An 18,594-nucleotide genomic window follows, 5' to 3' on the forward strand; every position below is an offset into this window, starting at 1 on the left:
TGTCCTGCGTAAATGATTTCCATGATGTCCAACGACTTCCCCACGACGCTGCAACGCCACCAATACGCCGCCTTCGAAGCCGGCCCGCGCCTGCTGGTGCTGGGCGCCGTGCATGGCAACGAAACCTGCGGCACACAAGCCATCGCCCAGCTGCAACGCGAGCTCGATAGCGGCGCGCTGCGCCTGCGACGCGGCCTGCTGACCCTGATGCCGGTGACCAATCCGCTGGCCTATCGCAAGCAGCAGCGCCAGGGCGAACGCAACCTGAACCGCAACATGCGCGTCAATGCGGCGCCGGCCAATTTCGAAGACCACATCTGCAATGTGCTCTGCCCCTGGATCGATGAACACGAGGTCTTGCTGGACCTGCACTCCTTCCACACCGGCGGCGTCCCCTTCGCCATGCTGGGTCCGGAAGACAATCAAGGCGAGGTCGAGCCCTTCGCCCATGCCGTCGCCGAGGCGCGCATGGTGGCGCATCTGGGCTGCAAACGGGTGGTCGAGGGCTGGATGAGCGCCTATGTGCGCGGAGTGGAACGACGCCGCCAGCAAGGGCGGGCCGTTTCTCCTGACCTGCTGGACCGCCAGTATGGCGTCGGCACGACCGAATATGCCCGCACCCGTGGCCTGTATGGTGTGACGCTGGAATGCGGCCAGCACGACGATCCGCGTGCGCCGCAGGTGGCCTACCAGGCCATCCGCCAGACCCTGGCCCTGCTGGGCATGATCGACGCACAAACGGCAGCGCTGGCGCCGCCCGTGGAAGGGATCGAGATCATCCGCCTGGTCGACGTGATCGACATGGAACATGCCGCCGACAGCTTCACCCGCGAATGGGCCAGCTTCGACCGCGTACGCCAGGGCGAGGTCATCGGCCATCGCCATGGCGGCACGGCCGTGACGGCACCCGGCGATGGCTACATCGTCTTCCCCAACCCGCTTGCCTTACCGGGCAATGAATGGTTCTACTTCGGCGTGGACAGCGAGCGCCGGCTCTGAGGCCGGCACGCCGGGGTCGGGTCAATCAGGCGCAGTCAAGCGCATAGAAGCGGGTATCGACCACCATCACCGGAAAGGCCGACGGCAGTTCGGTCTTCTCGATGAGCCGGAAACCATTTTTTTCATAGAAGCGATGCGCGGCCAGGAACTTGGCCGTCGTCCCCAGGAAGACCTGGCGCACGCCCTGTTCACGCGCCCAGGCAATGGCTCCTTCCAGCAGGCGCGCCGCAGTGCCGTGCTCGCGTCCGCGATGGCTGGCAGCTACGAACATCTTGCGCAGCGCCACCTGGTCGTTGCCGATATCCAGCAGGGAAATCGTCCCCACCACCCGCCCCTGGTCCAGCGCCACCCAGAAATTGCCCCGTCCCTTCTGGTAGAAACCGGGAATGTCCTTCAGGTCGGGCTGGCCTTCCAGGGTGATGGGGATCTCGAACTCCTGTTGCTGGATGGGGAGGATGACGTCGACGACGCCAGCGGCGTGCTCGGGTGAATAGGCTTGGATCTGGATCATGACAAACAGTCGACAATATTAAAAATGCGGTGGTGGTACATATTTCGGAGGCTCGCGGGCACTCGGTTTAGTTTGAGTTGGATACTCAAACCGGAATGGGCTGGGCAGCGCGAAGGCTGCCTGGACAGAGCGAAGCGTCAGAAGTCCGTTTTTTGCCGTTAGCAGACGGTGATATTAAGGGTTAACGCGAGCAATCGTAGAAGCAGAAATAAAATCTACATCTGGCTTTCCCTGCTCGTCGGCGTCACCGTTATGAATTTGCATTTCGGCGGTTATTTCAACGACTGTATTTATCGGGAGTACGATATAACGCATGTCATCCATTTCCGCATTTGGAAGAAAGGCATATCCCCCACCAGTTCCTTGCATCAGATCTGCCTTTCCGATGAGTTGGCCGTTCTCTTCATCCAGGATGACATTAGCCTTGAGATCGCTAGATATTTTGTGGAAACGAAGTTCAAATGAATCCTTCGAATCGCGGTTTAGTTCGAACACGTAGTTTCTAGGGTTCTTTGACCTGACATGTACGACCAATAAGCGTAGATCATCACGATATGGAAGAATTTCAGTCTCAAGACGCATATTGATGGCCCAATCCGCAGATCCTGTTTGCTTATATTGGTAAGCAGTCCACCCTCCTCCTATTACAATCGCGACGAATGTCAGCAGTCGCAAAACGAAATCGGCCTTTTCGAATGATGATTTCATGAGTTTATTTCCATCGTTGGCTTGCAAGACAATCGATCGCCAATACAAAGACCACGCTAATTTCATCCAGCATCCTCTTTTATATTTTAGTGAGAAGACGCGCTTGTGGCTGGAAGCGCTCGTGGCCTCTTTACCGGTCCAAAAATCTGCTTATCTCTATTCGCTCTCTAAACAGATATCTAGTCCCGGCAAATTCTTCGAAAATTCGTTGGTGCACGTTGAAGGAGCTCGATCCAGTGCGCAGCCTGTAGGTTTTAGCCCAGTCGAACAAGTCGGAGAATGACTGTTCGCTTGCATTGCCACGCCGGCCTCTTTGTTGAATGTTTTTCATACATTCCCCTTCGTCAGGACATAGCCATATCAACGCTGTGGCATTCGCCGCAATCTCGCTGACAAGCCAGCCATAAATGCCTTCGATGACCCACTGATCTTGCGACGCCGCTGACTTGACCAAGGCTATCGCTTCGCTTCTCTCTCGGGCTTCGTTGTACCCTGTGCCCAACCAATGAAGTGAATCAAGGTCAATGTGAGGACTACCGTATTTCTCGGCTAGTCGATCAGCCAACCAGCTTTTTCCGGCGCCCGAGTTTCCAATGATCAAGGTACGGAGAAAATCCATGCGCCTGCCTCTTGATGTAGCTATTGGTCTGGACTGCATAGATACGTGCTTCTGGCCAGTGGCGGTCATTTCAGATTGCTCGATGCCCAGTTCGCCGAACTGGATATATCCACGCTACCGAATCGACTGACCACCTTCACCGAAATACGCATGCTGGCTTATTTCAGTTCATTGCCGGGCGTCAGTTCCCAGCAGCGCGGACTGTGTGTGAAGCCGATATGGCCGTAGTAATCGGCCGCATCGGGCGCGGCCAGCAGGCGCAGGCGACAGCGCGGACCGAGACGGCTGCGGGCGGCGCGGATCAGTTCCTTGCCGATGCCTCGGCGCTGGTACTGCTCATCCACGGCCAGCTCCGACATGTAGCAGGCATAGACGAAATCGGTCACGCAACGGGCCACGCCGATGAGCAGTTCACCATCCCAGGCGGTGGCGATCAGGTTGCCATGCTCGACCATGGCCTGCATGCAGTCGCGGTCATCCAGCGGACGACGCGGCCCCAGCGAGGTGCGGGAGAGAACATCAATGAATTGCTCCACCGTGAGGCGAAGATCAGTGCGATAGACGATGGACATGCGCTGGCTCGGTAAGCGTCGAAGGGGCTTACGTTAACACAAAGTGGCCCCGCACATCGGACAGCCTTTCCAGAAGGCAAAAAAAACCGGTCTCAGGAGACCGGCGTTTTTCACATCGCTGGTGCGGCAAGAAGGCTCAAGCATTCTTCCAGACCGGACTGCGCTTGTCGAGGAAGGCATTGACGCCCTCCTTCTGGTCTTCGGTATCGAACAGGTCCACGAACAGCTCGCGCTCGGTCTGCAGGATGGTCCCCAGCGGATTGTGGCGTGCGCCCTGGATCAGTTGCTTGCTGGCCGCCACCGACGAGGGGCTCTGTTTTTCCGCCTGCAGGGCCAGCGCCAGCGCACGTTCACGCGCCTGGCCCTTGGGGACGACTTCTTCCACCAGGCCGATGCGCAAGGCGGTCTCGGCATTGACGCGCTCGCCGCACAGGATCATGCGCTTGGCCCAGCCTTCGCCGACCAGCCAGGGCAGGTTCTGCGTACCACCGGCGCAGGGCAAGAGGCCCACGGCGGCTTCCGGCAAGGCCATCTGTGCCTGTTCCTCGGCGATGCGGATGTCGCAGGCCAGGGCGCATTCCAGGCCGCCGCCCATGGCATAGCCATTGATGGCGGCGATGGAAACACCACGGAATCCCGAGAGCGCCTCGAAGGCTTCGCCAAAGCGGCGTGCCATGTCACGCGCACGGGCCTTGTCGCCATCGGCAAACAGTTTCAGGTCGGCGCCGGCCGAGAAAAATTTCTCGCCCTCGCCGGTGACCACCAGCGTGTAGATGTCGCGGTCGGCGTTGAGGTCCTTGACCAGGCGCGTCAGGTCCACCAGCGCTTCACGCGTCCAGGTATTGGCCGGCGGGTTGGCCAGCGTCAGCAGTGCGGTGTGTCCGTGTTTTTCCAGCTTGAGGTTGGTATAGGTAGCCATGCTTTCCCTTCGGTTCAAGAATGATCAGCGGATGTCGTCCAGGTTGTCGCGGCCCAGCAGGCTGCGCGCGATGATGACGCGCATGATCTCGTTGGTACCTTCCAGGATCTGGTGTACGCGCACGTCGCGGAAATAGCGTTCCAGCGGGTATTCGCGGATATAGCCATAGCCGCCATGCAATTGCAGTGCTTCGTTGCAGATGCGGAAACCCAGGTCGGTCGCCAGCCGCTTGGCCATGGCGCAATACGTGGTCGCGTCCGGCGCGCCGGCATCAAGCCGGGTGGCGGCCAGGCGCACCATCTGGCGGGCCGCGACCAGTTCGGTCTGCATGTCGGCCAGCTTGAATTGCAGCGCCTGGAAGTCGGCAATCGGTCGTCCGAACTGCTTGCGCTCCTTCATGTAGGCATGCGCGGCATCCAGCGCCGCCTGTGCCGCACCGACCGAACAGGTGGCGATATTGATGCGCCCGCCATCCAGGCCCTTCATGGCAAAGACGAAGCCCTGCCCTTCCTCGCCCAGGCGATGGTCGGCCGGCACCCTGACGTTGTCGAAGCTGATGGTGCGGGTGGGCTGGCTGTTCCAGCCCATCTTGCTTTCCTTCTTGCCGTAGCTCACACCAGCGGCATTGCCCGGTACCGCGATGGCCGACACGCCACGCGCGCCCTCGCCACCGGTACGCGCCATCACCACCAGGATATCGGTGCTGCCCGCGCCCGAGATGAAGGCCTTGGAACCGTTGATCACGTAGTGGCCATCGACCAGGCGCGCCGTGGTCTTGAGCGATGCCGCATCGGAACCGGCACCCGGCTCGGTGAGGCAATAGGAGCCGATCTTGCGGCCGCTGGCCAGCTGTTCGCACCAGTCGGCCTTCAGCGACGACTGGCCCCAGGTAGCAACCATCCAGCTGACCATGTTGTGGATGGTGATGTAGGCCGCCGTGGAGGGACAGGCGCGTGCCAGTTCCTCGAAGACCACGGTGGCGTCCAGGCGCGAGAGCCCCAGCCCGCCTTCGGCTTCAGGCGTATAGAGGCCGCAGAAGCCGAGTTCGCCCGCCTTGGCGATCACATCCAGCGGAAAATGCGCCTCCTCGTCCCACTTGGCCGCGAAGGGCGCCATCTCGCCGACGGCAAAGTCGCGCGCGCTTTGCTGGAAGGCCACCTGGTCTTCGTTGAGTTCGAAATCCATGCTTGTCTCCTGTTCGTTGTCTTTGTTCTGCCATGCGGGCTCAGGGCATCCCGCCAGTGGCCTGTAGCTTAATGGAAATCGCGCCGGGCAGTTGTCACCGGCGCGACATTGACAGGATCGTCAGTGCCGGTCAGGCTGCCACCAGCGCGGCCTTGCCAGCCTGGTCAAAATCCGCCAGCAGCCTGGCCTGACGCTCGCGCATGGCTTGTACCGCCTGCAGCTTGACGTGACCGTAGCCGCGCACCTGTTCCGGCAACTGCGCCAGTTCGATGGCCGCCGCCAGGTTCGCCGCTGTCAGTCGCGGCAGCAGGCCCAGTACCAGCTGCCGATACTCGACCACCAAAGCACGCTCCATGCGTCGCTCCTCGGTGCGACCGAACAGGTCCAGGGCGCCGCCGCGCAAGCCCTTCATGCGCGCCAGCAGCTTGAAAGCGCTCATCATCCAGCTGCCATAGCGGGCCTTGACCAGGTGGCCCTGGCCATCCTTGCGGGAGAAGATCGGCGGTGCCAGGTTGAAGCTGAGGCTGAAGTCACCCTCGAACTGCTGCGCCAGCTCCTTCTGGAACTGGCCATTGGTATAGAGGCGCGCCACCTCGTATTCATCCTTGTAAGCCATCAGCCTGGAGAGGTTGCGTGCCACCGCCATGGACAGCTTCTCGCTGCCCAATGGCGCTTCCACGGCGCGCACGGCCTCCACCACCTCGGCAAACTGGCCGGCATAGCGGGCATCCTGGTAGTCGGTGAGGAAGGCCACGCGGCGCTTGACCAGTTGATCCAGCGACTGTGGCAGGTGCACGACCACCGGCTGCGCCGGCACGGCAATGCGTTCCACCTTCAGCAGATCGACGGCGGCGCGGCGTCCCCAGCGGAAGGCGGTCTTGTTGGCGTCCACGGCCACGCCGTTGAGCTCGATGGCGCGCAGGAGCGCTGCCTCGGTCAGCGGCAATTCGCCACGCTGCCAGGCGTAGCCCAGCATGAACAGGTTGGTCGCGATGGAGTCGCCCATGAGCGCCGTGGCCAGGCGCGTGGCATCGATGAAGTCGGCCTGCTGACCGACCGACTCGACGATCAGGGCCTTGACCTCCTCGAAGGGGAATTGCCAGTCCGGGTTCTTGGCGAACTGGCCGGGCGGCTGCTGGTGCAGGTTGACCACGGCGCGGGTGCGGCCCGGGCGCATCTTGGAGATGGCGTCGAAGGCACCGGCGGTGAGCATGTCGCAGCCCAGTACCAGGTCAGCCTCACCGGTGGCGATACGCTGGGCGCGGATGCCGCCACGACGGGCGGCGATGCGCACGTGCGAGGTCACCGAACCGTTCTTCTGCGACATGCCGGTCATGTCCAGCACCGAGGCGCCCTTGCCTTCCAGGTGCGCGGCCATGCCCATGAGGGCGCCGATGGTGATGACGCCAGTGCCACCGATGCCGTTGATGAGGATGTTGAACGGCGTCTCGCAGGACGGCAGCACCGGTTGCGGCAGCGCGCCGAAATCATCGATCGCATCCTTCTTCGCCACGCCGGTACGCGACTTCTTGAGCTTGCCACCAGTCACCGTCACGAAGCTGGGGCAGAAGCCCTTGACGCAGGAATAGTCCTTGTTGCACGAGGATTGATCGATGACGCGCTTGCGACCGAACTCGGTTTCCAGCGGCAGCAAAGAGGTGCAGTTGGATTGCACGCCACAGTCACCGCAGCCTTCGCAGACGGCGGAGTTGATGAAGAGACGCTGGTTGGGGTCGGGGAACTCGCCCTTCTTGCGGCGGCGGCGCTTCTCGGCGGCGCAGGTCTGGTCATAGATGATGACGGTCACGCCGGGCAACTCGCGCAGCTCGCGCTGGACCGCATCCATCTCCTTGCGGTCGTGCAGCGTCACCGCCGCCGGCAGCGCGGAACGGTCGCTGTAGCGGCTGATGTCCTCGGACACCAGGGCGATACGCTGCACGCCTTCGGCCGCCATCTGCTGGGCGATCATCGGTACCGACACCGTGCCATCGACGGGCTGGCCACCGGTCATGGCCACCGCATCGTTGTAGAGGATCTTGTAGGTCATGTTGACCCGTGCCGCCACTGCCGCGCGGATGGCCAGATAGCCGGAATGGAAATAGGTGCCGTCGCCCAGGTTGGCGAACACGTGCGGCACCTGCGAGAACGGCGCCTGGCCGATCCAGGGCGCGCCCTCGCCACCCATGTGGGTGGTCAGCTTGTTGAATTCGGGATAGATGGCCGTGGCCATGACGTGGCAGCCGATACCGGCCAGCGCGAAGCTGCCCTCGGGCACGCGCGTCGAGGTATTGTGCGGACAGCCCGAGCAATAATAGGCCGGACGCGGCGGCGTATTGACCGCCTTGGAGAGCACCGCATCCTTGGCATCCAGGAAGGCCAGGCGCGCCTTGATCAGGTCGCTGGTATGGAAACGCGCGATACGCGCGGCGATCACGCGGGCAATCTGCGCCACCGAGAAATCAGCCTTGGAGGTCAGCAGCCATTCACCACGCGGCGCCACCCACTCGCCCTTCTCGTCGAACTTGCCGATCACGCGCGGACGTACGTCATCGCGCCAGTTGTAGAGTTGTTCCTTCAACTGGTATTCGACCATCTGGCGTTTTTCTTCCACCACCAGGATCTCGTCGAGCCCCTGGGCGAATTCGCGCACGCCATCGGGTTCCAGCGGCCAGGGCATGGAGACCTTGAACAGGCGTAGTCCCAGTTCGGCTGCGAAGGCTTCGTCGATACCCAGTTCGGAGAGCGCTTCCAGCACATCCAGATAGGACTTGCCCGAGGCAATGATGCCCAGGCGCGCCTTGGGGCTGTCGATCATGACGCGGTTGAGCTTGTTGGCGCGGGCATAGGCCAGCGCGGCATAGATCTTGTAATCCTGCATCAGCGCTTCCTGCTTGCGCGCCTGTACGCCCAGCGTGTCGGTGGAGAGCCGCGCATTGAGGCCGCCCTCGGGCATGACGAAATCGGTCGGCAGCCGGATATCGACACGGAAGGGATCGGCATCCACCGAGGCGCTCGATTCGACCGTATCGGCCAGCGCCTTGAAGCCCACTACGCAACCGGAATAGCGCGACATGGCCCAGCCATGCAGGCCCAGGTCCAGGTATTCCTGCACGTTGCAGGGATAGAGCATCGGGATCATCGATGCCGAGAAGATGTGGTCGGACTGGTGTGGCAGCGTCGAGGAATAGGCGCCATGGTCGTCGCCAGCCACCAGCAACACGCCGCCGTGGGCCGAGGTGCCGGCATGGTTCATGTGCTTCAGCACGTCGCCGCAGCGGTCCACGCCGGGGCCTTTGCCATACCACATGGCATAGACGCCATCGTATTCGGAGGGGCCGATCAGCTTGACCTGCTGGCTGCCCCAGACGGCGGTGGCGGCCATGTCCTCGTTCACGCCCGGCTGGAACTTCACGCCATGCGCGGCCAGGTGCGGCTGGGCATGCCACAGGGCTTCATCCAGCCCGCCCAGCGGCGAGCCACGATAGCCTGAAATGAAACCGGCGGTATGCAGCCCGGCCTGGCGGTCGCGCAATTGCTGCAGCATCGGCAGGCGTACCAGGGCCTGGATGCCGGAGAGGTAGATCGCCCCTGAGGTGGCGGTGTATTTGTCGTCCAGGCTGACCGGAGCCAGCGGGACATCCCCTGTCGGGGTGGCAACGACGGTGTGCACGCCGTCTGTCGCGGGGGTGCCGGATTCCCCGGGGGGAAGCGGCCTGTGAGCGCTCACTTGGGTCGCAGCCTGTGCGCAGTCGTGGCCGCCTTCTACGGTAGGCGTCAACGCTGCGGCAGGCTCAGCTGCCGAACGGATTTCCATTGCTTGTCTCCAAAATTTTGATTCAGATAGCGTCTGTCATTACTGCGCCGGGTACGGTGCATCACTGCCAGACACTTCGACCGTGGTAGCGGTCAACACAACAATCTCCGTCACGAAAACTGCTGTGACTGAAGTCTATCCGCCCGGCGCCTGGAGACGGAAATACCGAATGAGGATAGGGGTATAAGGAAAAACGATAGCCCCGTCGCCCGCGCGCCACATGCATCACGACAACAATGCCGGCGGGCATATTTTTTCTGCGCAACGAACGGCGGCGGGTTATGCTTGCGCGCGCGTCGAAAAAAGGCGGAAACGCCCAGCCCGCCTGCTTGCCGCACGGAAACCCATACAAACAGACTGCCCCCCCCCTACACGCCATGACCAATACCATCCAAGAACTGATGGAACCCGACAGCGCGGTCTACAAGACCCTGCTCGAGTCCACCAAGGCCATTCCCTGGAAGATCGACTGGAGCACCATGCAGTTCGCCTATATCGGTCCGCAGATCGAGCACTTGCTGGGCTGGACGCCGGAGAGCTGGAAGAGTGCCGAGGATTGGGCCATGCGCATCCACGCCGAGGATCGCGAGGCGGTGGTCAATTTCTGCATCGCCCAGTCCAAGGCCGGTGCCGACCACGAAGCCGACTACCGCGCCCTCACCCGCGATGGCGAGCACATCTGGATCCGCGACGTGGTACATGTGGTGCGCAACGACGATGGCAGCCCCAACTCCCTGATCGGCTTCATGTTCGACATCACCGAGCGCAAGAAGACCGAGGCGCGCCTGATCGAATTGCAGAAGGAGCTGGAAGCCCTGTCCTATCGCGATGGCCTCACCAATGTCGCCAATCGCCGCATGTTCGACTCGGCCCTGGAAGTGGAATGGGCCAATGCCGTGCGCACCCAGTCGTCGCTGTCGCTGATCATGCTCGACATCGATTTCTTCAAGCAGTACAACGACCACTACGGCCACATTGCCGGTGACGCCTGCCTCAAGCAGGTCGCCGCCGTGCTCAGCGAGGCGGCCAGCCGCCCCAAGGATTTCTTCGCCCGCTACGGCGGCGAGGAATTCGTGCTGATCCTGCCCGAGTGCGACGACAAGACCGCCCTGCAGGTGGCGCAGCGCTGCCGCAAGCTGGTCGTCGACGCCGCCCTGCCGCACGAGAAGTCCCAGGTCGCCGACACCATCACCATCAGCCTGGGCGTACACACCATCACGCCCTCGCCCATGGACCAGCGCATGAGCTTCCTGGAGCAGGCCGACCGTCGTCTCTACAAGGCCAAGCAACTGGGCCGCAACTGTATCGCCGTCGACGAGTGAACTGTACCTGTCTCGCGGCAGGGGTGACCGATAGAATCGTTTGCCCTGACACCCTGCCGCGAGACCATGATGCCTGCTACCTACGCCTACCGCCTGCTCAACGTGTTTGCCGAATCGACCTTCGGCGGCAATCCCCTGTGCGTGTTCGACGACGCCCGTGGCCTGGACGACGCCACCATGCAGGCGCTGGCGCTGCAATTCAATCTCTCCGAGACCACCTTCATCCTGCCCTCGACGGTGGCCGATGCGCGCGTGCGCATCTTCACCACCGGCTACGAGATGCCCTTCGCCGGCCATCCCACGCTGGGTAGCGCGCATGCCGTGCGTGAGCTGCTGGGCCTGGGCGATGCGCTCACCCTGGAGTTCAAGGCTGGCGTAGTGCCGGTGACTGCCCAGGGCGATGTCTGGACCTTTACCGCGCCTTGTCCGGGCGGTGTCAGAACGGCACCATCGCCACTCTCGCGCGCCGAGGCCGCTGCCCTGGTGGGCTTGCAGGCTGATGACCTGGCTGCCGATCCGATCTGGGTCGATACCGGCGCCGACCAGTTCCTGATTCCGCTGAAGACCCCGGATGCGGTGCGCCGCGCCCAGCCCGACAGCGGCAGCCTGGACCGCTGGCCGGCCAGCAGCCTGGGACGCAAGACGGCCTATGTCTTCGCCTTCGATGACCAAGCACCGGGCCAGGTGCTGGCACGCTACTTCTTCACCAAGCAGGGCGGCGGCGTGGCCGAGGATCCGGGTACCGGTTCGGCTTGCGCCAACCTGGGCGGCTGGCTGTTGGCGACCGGTCATGCACTGCCGGCCAGTTTTGCGATCGATCAGGGTGCTGCGGTCGACCGTCCTTCACGCCTACACCTGGCGGTATCGGCCGAGCGGGCCATCCAGGTCGGTGGACGCGTCATCGAGATCGGCCGTGGCAGCGTCACCATCGATCCGGTCGGCCGTACGCTGCTGGCCTGACAAGCTTCCCCCTGGCTCCCTGGTGCATCAGGCCTGCATGCCACCTTCCTGCGTCAGCGGGAAGATCAGGTCGTGCAGCCAGTCCATGAAGCCGGCCAGCCGCGCCGGCACATGGCGGCGGCTGGCATAGAGGATATTGATGGGCATCGGTGCCGGGCGGTATTGCGGCAGCACTTCCACCACCCGCCCACCATCGAGCAGCTTGCGCTTGCGCGCCCCGACCAGCGGCAGCTGGATCAGGCCCAGACCGGCCTGGCAGGCGGCGTAGTAGGTCTCGGTGCTGTTGACGGTGACGCTGCCGGCCATGGGCAGCAGGTGCGTCTGCTTGCCGTCTGACCATTCCCATCCGGGCGAACGCCCGCCCAGTACCTGACGGTAGTGCACCAGCTTGTGATGCGCCAGGTCGTCCAGGGTGCGCGGCGTGCCGTAACGCTTGAGGTAGGCCGGGCTGGCACAGTTGATCTGCACCAGGTGGCCGATGGGGCGAGCCACCAGCGAAGAATCATCCAGCGTCCCCGTGCGCAGCACGCAATCGAAGCCCTCGGCCACCAGATCGACGCGGCGGTCGCTGGCCGACAGTTCCACTTCCAGTTGCGGATGCCGCTCCAGGAAATCCGGCAGGGCCGGCAAGACCACTTCGCGCGCCATGGCGCTGGACATGTCCACCCGCAGGCGCCCACTCAGGGCCTGCCCGCCCGCATGGAACATGGCCCGCAGCGACTCGAAATCATCCAGCAACTCCTTGCTGCGCCGGTAGAAGGCCTCGCCATCGGCGGTCAGCTGCACGCGCCGCGTGGTGCGCTGGAGCAGGCGCGTGCCCAGCATCTGCTCCAGTTGCTGGATGGCCAGCGAGACACTGGCATTGGGCAGGCCCAGCTGGCGGGCCGCACCACTGAAACTGGCCAGTTCAGCCACGCGCTGGAAGATCTTGAGGGTGTCCAACTGGTTCATGTCCGGCCTCGATTATTATTTATTCTTGAAAAGTCTAATATCAAACCAGAAATTTATTAAGAAAAATCTTCTCAATATACTGGGCTCCGTTGTCAAGCAAAACACCACCCAATGCCTCATTCTTCACGGAGCCCGACATGAACCACAGCACCAGCACCTCCCCCCGTACCCTCCGTATCGCCCTGATCACCGGCGGCAGCCGCGGCCTGGGCAAGAACACCGCCCTGCATCTGGCCCGCGATGGCGTGGGCATCATCCTCACCTACGTCGGCAACCGCGCCGCCGCCGAAGCCACCGTGGCCGAGCTGCAAGCCCTGGGCACCAAGGCCGTGGCCCTGCAGCTGGACCTGGCCAACAGCGCCAGCTTCCCCGCCTTCGCCCAGGCGGTGCGCAGCGCCCTGCAGGAGCAATGGCACAGCGAGCACTTCAGCTACCTGGTCAACAATGGTGGCATGGGCATGCACGCCGCCATCGCCGAAACCACCGAGGCGGTCTTCGATGAGCTCTTCAACGTGCATCTCAAGGGCATGTTCTTCCTGACCCAGGCCCTGCTGCCGCTGCTGGCCGAGGGCGGTCGCATCATCAACATCTCCAGCGGCCTGGCACGCTTCTCCCTGCCCGGCTATGCCGCCTACGCCGCCATGAAGGGTGGCGTGGAAGTGATGACGCGCTACATGGCCAAGGAATTCGGCGCGCGTGGCATCTCGGTCAATACCGTGGCGCCAGGCGCCATCGAAACCGACTTCGGCGGCGGACGCGTGCGTGACAACGCCCAACTCAACGCCTTCGTGGCCAGCCAGACTGCGCTGGGACGCGCCGGCCTGCCCGATGACATCGGGGCTGCCATCGCCTCCCTGCTGCGTCCGGAGAATGGCTGGATCAATGCCCAGCGTGTCGAAGTCTCGGGTGGCATGTTCATCTGAGCCCCCTGCCATGCTGGCCGCAAGGCCAGCGAAGCAAGCCTGCGCCTAAGCCGGTGCAGGCTTGCGTCGTCCTTGTGCTTCCCACTCCATTTTGTCGCTTTACCACGCCCCGATTGTCGACAAACCGTCCACAAGTACCTCGCCCCTTGTTGCAATTGAAAAGGACAGTGCATTGTGTTGCGCATTGGAATGTGCTCGGGTAACATCCCCCGACGTTGATCTGCCATTCGGCCAATGCCGCAGCCGCTTTCCAGCGCTGCCGAAATAGCTGGATGGTCATACCAGTTCGCAATCTGGGCATCAGACAATCAGATCGAGCGTAGCGCCACGACGGCGCCATGCAAGGAGGCACGACGAGCACGAATCCAGGCAGCGAGATCCTTCGCCCCATTCACGCCGTGTCCATATGGTGGAGTACAAATAGGGGGCGGTATTTTCAGTCATTTCATTCGCAATCGCGCAGTCCGTTGCTGTGCGGGCGTCACCTCGCTGGTCATTGCGCTGTTTGCCTCCCCCACCAGTTTCGCTGCCGGCACCGCCGGATCTGACGGTCCTGATTGCTCGCGTACCTATACGCTGGCGCTGCATGACCATGGCCTGCTCTATTCGGCCGCGACCGACACCGGCATCGACAAGGATTTCTCGGACGAGCTGATCCGTCGCAGCGGTTGTAAGGTCAATGTCAGCCTGATGTCGCGTGCGCGTATCTGGCAACTGATCGAATCGGGTGCGCTGGACTTCAGCCTCTCCGGCATCACCAACCCCGAACGTGACAAGTACGCGGCCTTCGCCTGGTACTTCAGCAACAAGTACTACCTGCTGGTACGCAAGGATGCCGGCATCACCCGCCTGTCCGACGTAGCCCGCAACGAACACTTCCAGCTGGGCGTGATCCGCAGTTTCCGCTACAGCACCAATGCCAACCGCATGGTGGACCAGTTGAGCGCCGCCAATCGCGTCAGCCAGGCCGGTGGCCTGGAACCGCTCTACGACGCCCTGCTGCTCAATCGCATCCAGGGCATGATCATGGAGCCCTTCGACTACCCGGTGGTGGAAGAAAAGCGCATCCGTGAAGCCACCAGCGTCATCAGCTTCGACGACCCCTCCGTGCTGCACGGCATGATCATGTCCAGGAAGGCCCTGCCGCCTGCCGAACAGGAAAAATGGCGCGCACTGGTCAACGGCATGCTGGCCGACGGCACTGTCCTGCGTATCTTCCAGAAGTACTTCAGCGCAGAACTGGCAGCGGCCATGGTTGAATTCCAGAGCAAACCGTGAACTGGATACGCCTGATCCTGCTCCCCCTGCTGATCCTGGCTACCGGACTGGGCGTCACCTGGACCGCCTGGGACCACGAACGCGACGCCGCCAACAAGGAACTGCACTCGCAATTCGCCTCCGTGCTACGCGAGACCGTCAGTCGCATCGAGCAGCGCATGGCCTCCTACGAGCAGATGCTGCACGGTGTACAGGGCCTGGTCTCGGCCACCGGCACGATCGATCGTGGCAACTTCCGCGATTACGTCAATGCGCTGAACCTGGACGCCAATTTTTCGGGCATCCAGGCCATCTCCATTGAAGAATGGATTCCCGCCGCCGCCATGCCGGCCCATCTGGCGCGCATGGCACGCCAGGGGATCGCGGACTACCAGGTCCGCCCCACCGGCGAGCGCGAGGCCTATGCCCCCACCATCCTGCGCGAACCCTACGTGGGCCGCAACCGCCTGCCCTTCGGCTTCGACCAGTGGTCCGACCCGGTGCGTCGCGCTGCCATGGAGAAGGCGCGTGACTCGGGCATCGCGACCATCTCCGGCAAGGTCGACATGCCCAGCATCGATGGCCACGAATATCCGGCCTTCATGATGTACCTGCCGCTCTACGAGCGCGGCAAGCCCCAGGGCACCATTGCGCAGCGCCGTGCCAGCCTGATCGGCTGGGTGCATGCGATCTTCCGCATGAACGATGTCATCGCCAGCCTCTATGGCGAAAGTACCCGCAGCATCGCCTTCGCGCTCTACGATGGCGTCGAGGCCAAGCCTGCCATGCTGATGTATCACTCCACCGGCGAAGCGACCCAGGTCTTGCCGGCGCAATTGTCGGCCAATGAATACCTGGTGGTGGCCAACCACAACTGGACCTTGTCCATGCACACCACCGACGGCTTCACCGCCCAGTTCGGTCGCAATGCCGAGCGCCTCATCGCTGCCACCGGCATCGCCATGAGCGTGACACTGGCGCTGCTGGCCTGGCTGATGATGTCCAGTCGCGTGCGCGCCATGCGCCTGGCGCAGAAGATGACGGCCGAACTGCGCGCCAGCGAAGAGCAGTTCCGCGCCATTGCCGATTGCACCGTCAACTGGGAAGTCTGGTGGGGCCTGGATGGCTGCCCGCGCTGGATCAACCATGCCGTGCGCGACTACACCGGCTACTCGGTCGAGGAATGCCTGCAGATGAAGGACTTCATCGGCACCATCGTCCATCCCGATGACGAACGCCGCATCCGCGCCGAGCTGGCCCGTTGCATGGATGGACAAAAGCGCGAGGATGTCGAGTTCCGCTGCGTGCGCAAGGATGGCTCGGTGTTCTGGCTGGCCCTGTCTTCGGCGCCCATCACCGATTCGCATGGCGCCTTCACGGGTTTCCGCACCAGCAGCCGCGACATCACCGACCGCAAGCAGATCGAGGCCGAACTGCGCATCTCGGCAGTGGCCTTCGACTCGCGCGAGGGCATGCTCATCACCGATGCCAACAGCAAGATCCTGCGCGTGAACAAGGCCTTCACCGAGATCACCGGCTACAGCGCCGAAGAGATCGTCGGCAAGCACCCCAACCTGCTGCGTTCGGACCGCCACGGCCCGGCGTTCTTCCAGGAGATGCGCGAGAGCGTGCGGCGCTTCGGCAAGTGGCAGGGCGAGATCTGGGACCGCCGCAAGAACGGCGAAGTCTATCCCGAATGGCTCACCATCTCGGCTGTCAAGAACAAGGATGACCAGGTCACCCACTACGTCAGCACCCATCACGATATCAGCGACCGCAAGCTGGCCGAGGAACGCATCCGCGAGCTGGCCTTCTTCGATGCCCTGACCCGCCTGCCCAACCGCACCCTGCTGCTGGACCGTCTCAAGCAGGCCATTGCCCTCTCGCTGCGCACCAAGACTTGTGCAGCCCTGCTGTTCATCGACCTGGACCACTTCAAGACCCTGAACGATACCGTCGGTCACGAAAAGGGCGATACGCTGCTCAAGCAGGTGGCCCAGCGGCTGGTGGCCAATGTGCGCGAGAACGATACCGTGGCCCGCGTCGGTGGCGACGAATTCGTGGTGGTGCTGGAGGGCCTCAACGAACATCAGCAGGAAGCCGCCACCCAGACCCGCGCCGTGGGCGAGAAGATCCTGACCGCGCTGGGCGCGACCTACCAGCTCGACGATGTCGAATACCGCACCACCGCCAGTATCGGTGCGACCGTCTTCCTGGGCCGTGCGGCCTCGGTGGATGAGCTGATGAAACAGGCCGACCTGGCCATGTACAAGGCCAAGGAAACCGGCCGCAATGCGCTGCGCTTCTTCGACCCGGCCATGCAGACCGCCGTGCTGGAACGCGCCGCGCTGGAAGCCGGCCTGCGCAAGGCCATCGACAGCGACCAGTTGCTGCTGCACTACCAGCCGCAGATCGTCGAAGGCGGCCGCGTGACGGGCGCCGAAGTGCTGGTGCGCTGGCAGCACCCGCAGCGCGGCATGGTGCCGCCGGGCGACTTCATCCCGCTGGCCGAAGAAACCGGACTGATCCTGTCGCTGGGCAACTGGGTGCTGGAGACCGCCTGCAAGCAGCTGGCCACCTGGGCCGGCCAGCCCAACAGCGAACACCTGAGCATTGCCGTCAACGTCAGCGCGCCGCAATTGCGCGAGCCCGATTTCGTGCAGACCGTGCTCGACACCATCGAGCGGACTGGCGCCAATCCGCGCCGCCTCAAGCTGGAACTCACCGAGAGCCTGCTGGTAGACAACGTCGAAGACATCATCCAGAAGATGTTCGCCCTCAAGGCCTATGGCGTGGAGTTCTCGCTGGACGACTTCGGCACCGGTTACTCCTCCCTGTCCTACCTCAAGCGGCTGCCGCTGAATCAGCTTAAAATCGACCAGTCTTTCGTGCGCGATGTCCTGGTCGATCCCAACGATGCCTCGATCGCCAAGACCATCGTCAACCTCGCCCAGAGCCTGGGCCTTGGCGTCATCGCCGAAGGTGTGGAGACCGATGCCCAGCGCAGCTTCCTGGCCGATGCCGGGTGCCATGCCTACCAGGGTTATTTCTTCTGCCGTCCGGTCGCCATCGAGGCTTTCGAGAAATTCGCGCAGGAATTCGATCCCCAATTTTCTGCCGCATAGGAATCCGCCATGAGCAATGCACTGTCCGCCTTCGCCATCGACCAGAAATGGCCGGCGCAACACCCCGATCGCATCCAGCTTTACTCGCTGCCCACGCCCAATGGCGTGAAGGTCTCGATCATGCTGGAAGAAACCGGCCTGCCCTACGAAGCCCACCTGGTCAGCTTCGAGACCAACGACCAGATGTCGCCGGCGTTCCTGTCGCTGAACCCGAACAACAAGATTCCTGCCATCATCGATCCCGACGGCCCCGGCGGCAAGCCGCTGCCGCTGTTCGAATCGGGCGCGATCCTGCTGTACCTGGCCGAGAAGACCGGCCAGTTCATCCCCCAGGATGCGGCCGAGCGCTACCAGGTGATCCAGTGGGTGATGTTCCAGATGGGCGGCGTAGGTCCGATGTTTGGCCAGCTGGGTTTCTTCCACCGCTTCGCCGGCAAGGAGTACGAAGACAAGCGCCCGCGTGACCGCTACGTCAATGAATCGCGCCGTCTGCTGGCCGTGATGGACCAGCGCCTGGCCCAGCATGCCTGGCTGGCCGGTGACGACTACTCCATCGCCGATATCGCCACCTTCCCGTGGATCCGCAACCTCGTCGGTTTCTACGAAGCGGGCGATCTGGTCGGCTTCAAGGACTTCCCCAACGTAGCGCGCGCACTGGAAGCCTTCGTGGCACGTCCGGCCGTGGTACGCGGTCTGACCATCCCGGCCCGCAACTGATCCTGGCGAGCG

The 18,594-nt window shown here is 62.8% G+C and carries 15 protein-coding genes; 7 read left to right on the forward strand and 8 right to left on the reverse strand.

The window, feature by feature from the left end:
* The first annotated feature begins 24 nt into the window (after positions 1 to 24).
* Positions 25 to 999, forward strand: coding sequence for a succinylglutamate desuccinylase/aspartoacylase family protein (locus ACIPHN_RS01995; RefSeq protein ID WP_400433149.1), 975 nt, complete (start codon positions 25 to 27; stop codon positions 997 to 999).
* Between the two features lie 25 nt (positions 1,000 to 1,024).
* Here the strand turns inward: ACIPHN_RS01995 and ACIPHN_RS02000 are convergent, their stop codons facing one another.
* The 7 genes from ACIPHN_RS02000 to ACIPHN_RS02030 all read right to left on the reverse strand — a co-directional run bounded on the left by ACIPHN_RS02000 (position 1,025) and on the right by ACIPHN_RS02030 (position 9,183).
* Entirely contained in the window at positions 1,025 to 1,510 is a 486-nt protein-coding gene (locus ACIPHN_RS02000; RefSeq protein ID WP_400431983.1) for a GNAT family N-acetyltransferase, read from the reverse strand.
* Between the two features lie 174 nt (positions 1,511 to 1,684).
* Positions 1,685 to 2,218 (reverse strand): hypothetical protein, encoded by a 534-nt coding sequence (locus tag ACIPHN_RS02005; protein WP_400431986.1) that lies wholly within the window; start codon positions 2,216 to 2,218, stop codon positions 1,685 to 1,687.
* 130 nt (positions 2,219 to 2,348) lie between these two features.
* Positions 2,349 to 2,837 (reverse strand): adenylate kinase, encoded by a 489-nt coding sequence (locus ACIPHN_RS02010; protein WP_400431988.1) that lies wholly within the window; start codon positions 2,835 to 2,837, stop codon positions 2,349 to 2,351.
* Between the two features lie 158 nt (positions 2,838 to 2,995).
* Positions 2,996 to 3,409: a GNAT family N-acetyltransferase gene (locus ACIPHN_RS02015; RefSeq protein WP_400431991.1), complete on the reverse strand. Its 414-nt coding sequence runs from the start codon at positions 3,407 to 3,409 to the stop codon at positions 2,996 to 2,998.
* A gap of 136 nt (positions 3,410 to 3,545) precedes the next feature.
* On the reverse strand, positions 3,546 to 4,328 hold the full coding sequence (locus ACIPHN_RS02020) for an enoyl-CoA hydratase (protein WP_400431994.1): 783 nt from the start codon (positions 4,326 to 4,328) through the stop codon (positions 3,546 to 3,548).
* Positions 4,329 to 4,352: 24 nt separating this feature from the next.
* Positions 4,353 to 5,513, reverse strand: coding sequence for an acyl-CoA dehydrogenase family protein (locus ACIPHN_RS02025; protein WP_400431997.1), 1,161 nt, complete (start codon positions 5,511 to 5,513; stop codon positions 4,353 to 4,355).
* Between the two features lie 130 nt (positions 5,514 to 5,643).
* Positions 5,644 to 9,183, reverse strand: a complete 3,540-nt coding sequence (locus ACIPHN_RS02030) for an indolepyruvate ferredoxin oxidoreductase family protein (protein WP_400432000.1) — start codon at positions 9,181 to 9,183, stop codon at positions 5,644 to 5,646.
* A gap of 545 nt (positions 9,184 to 9,728) precedes the next feature.
* Here ACIPHN_RS02030 and ACIPHN_RS02035 point away from each other — a divergent pair.
* Positions 9,729 to 10,649, forward strand: coding sequence for a GGDEF domain-containing protein (locus tag ACIPHN_RS02035; RefSeq protein ID WP_400433152.1), 921 nt, complete (start codon positions 9,729 to 9,731; stop codon positions 10,647 to 10,649).
* Between the two features lie 69 nt (positions 10,650 to 10,718).
* Positions 10,719 to 11,609, forward strand: coding sequence for a PhzF family phenazine biosynthesis protein (locus ACIPHN_RS02040; RefSeq protein WP_400433155.1), 891 nt, complete (start codon positions 10,719 to 10,721; stop codon positions 11,607 to 11,609).
* A 27-nt stretch (positions 11,610 to 11,636) separates the two neighbouring features.
* Here ACIPHN_RS02040 and ACIPHN_RS02045 read toward each other — a convergent pair whose 3' ends face one another.
* Positions 11,637 to 12,560, reverse strand: a complete 924-nt coding sequence (locus ACIPHN_RS02045) for a LysR family transcriptional regulator (protein WP_400432003.1) — start codon at positions 12,558 to 12,560, stop codon at positions 11,637 to 11,639.
* Between the two features lie 137 nt (positions 12,561 to 12,697).
* On the opposite strand from ACIPHN_RS02045, the gene ACIPHN_RS02050 reads away from it, so the two are divergent.
* The 4 genes from ACIPHN_RS02050 to ACIPHN_RS02065 all read left to right on the forward strand — a co-directional run bounded on the left by ACIPHN_RS02050 (position 12,698) and on the right by ACIPHN_RS02065 (position 18,582).
* Positions 12,698 to 13,483 (forward strand): SDR family NAD(P)-dependent oxidoreductase, encoded by a 786-nt coding sequence (locus ACIPHN_RS02050; protein WP_400432006.1) that lies wholly within the window; start codon positions 12,698 to 12,700, stop codon positions 13,481 to 13,483.
* Positions 13,484 to 13,903: 420 nt separating this feature from the next.
* Positions 13,904 to 14,761 (forward strand): substrate-binding periplasmic protein, encoded by an 858-nt coding sequence (locus ACIPHN_RS02055; RefSeq protein ID WP_400433158.1) that lies wholly within the window; start codon positions 13,904 to 13,906, stop codon positions 14,759 to 14,761.
* Entirely contained in the window at positions 14,758 to 17,865 is a 3,108-nt protein-coding gene (locus tag ACIPHN_RS02060; protein ID WP_400432009.1) for an EAL domain-containing protein, read from the forward strand. The genes ACIPHN_RS02055 and ACIPHN_RS02060 overlap by 4 nt, the downstream gene beginning before the upstream one ends.
* Before the next feature lie 9 nt (positions 17,866 to 17,874).
* A complete protein-coding gene (locus ACIPHN_RS02065; RefSeq protein WP_400432012.1) occupies positions 17,875 to 18,582 on the forward strand; it encodes a glutathione S-transferase N-terminal domain-containing protein in 708 nt (235 codons plus the stop codon).
* The last annotated feature ends 12 nt before the right edge of the window (positions 18,583 to 18,594 follow it).

It is taken from the genome of Herbaspirillum sp. NPDC087042 (assembly GCF_044745245.1).
Taxonomy (GTDB): Bacteria; Pseudomonadota; Gammaproteobacteria; order Burkholderiales; family Burkholderiaceae_D; genus Herbaspirillum.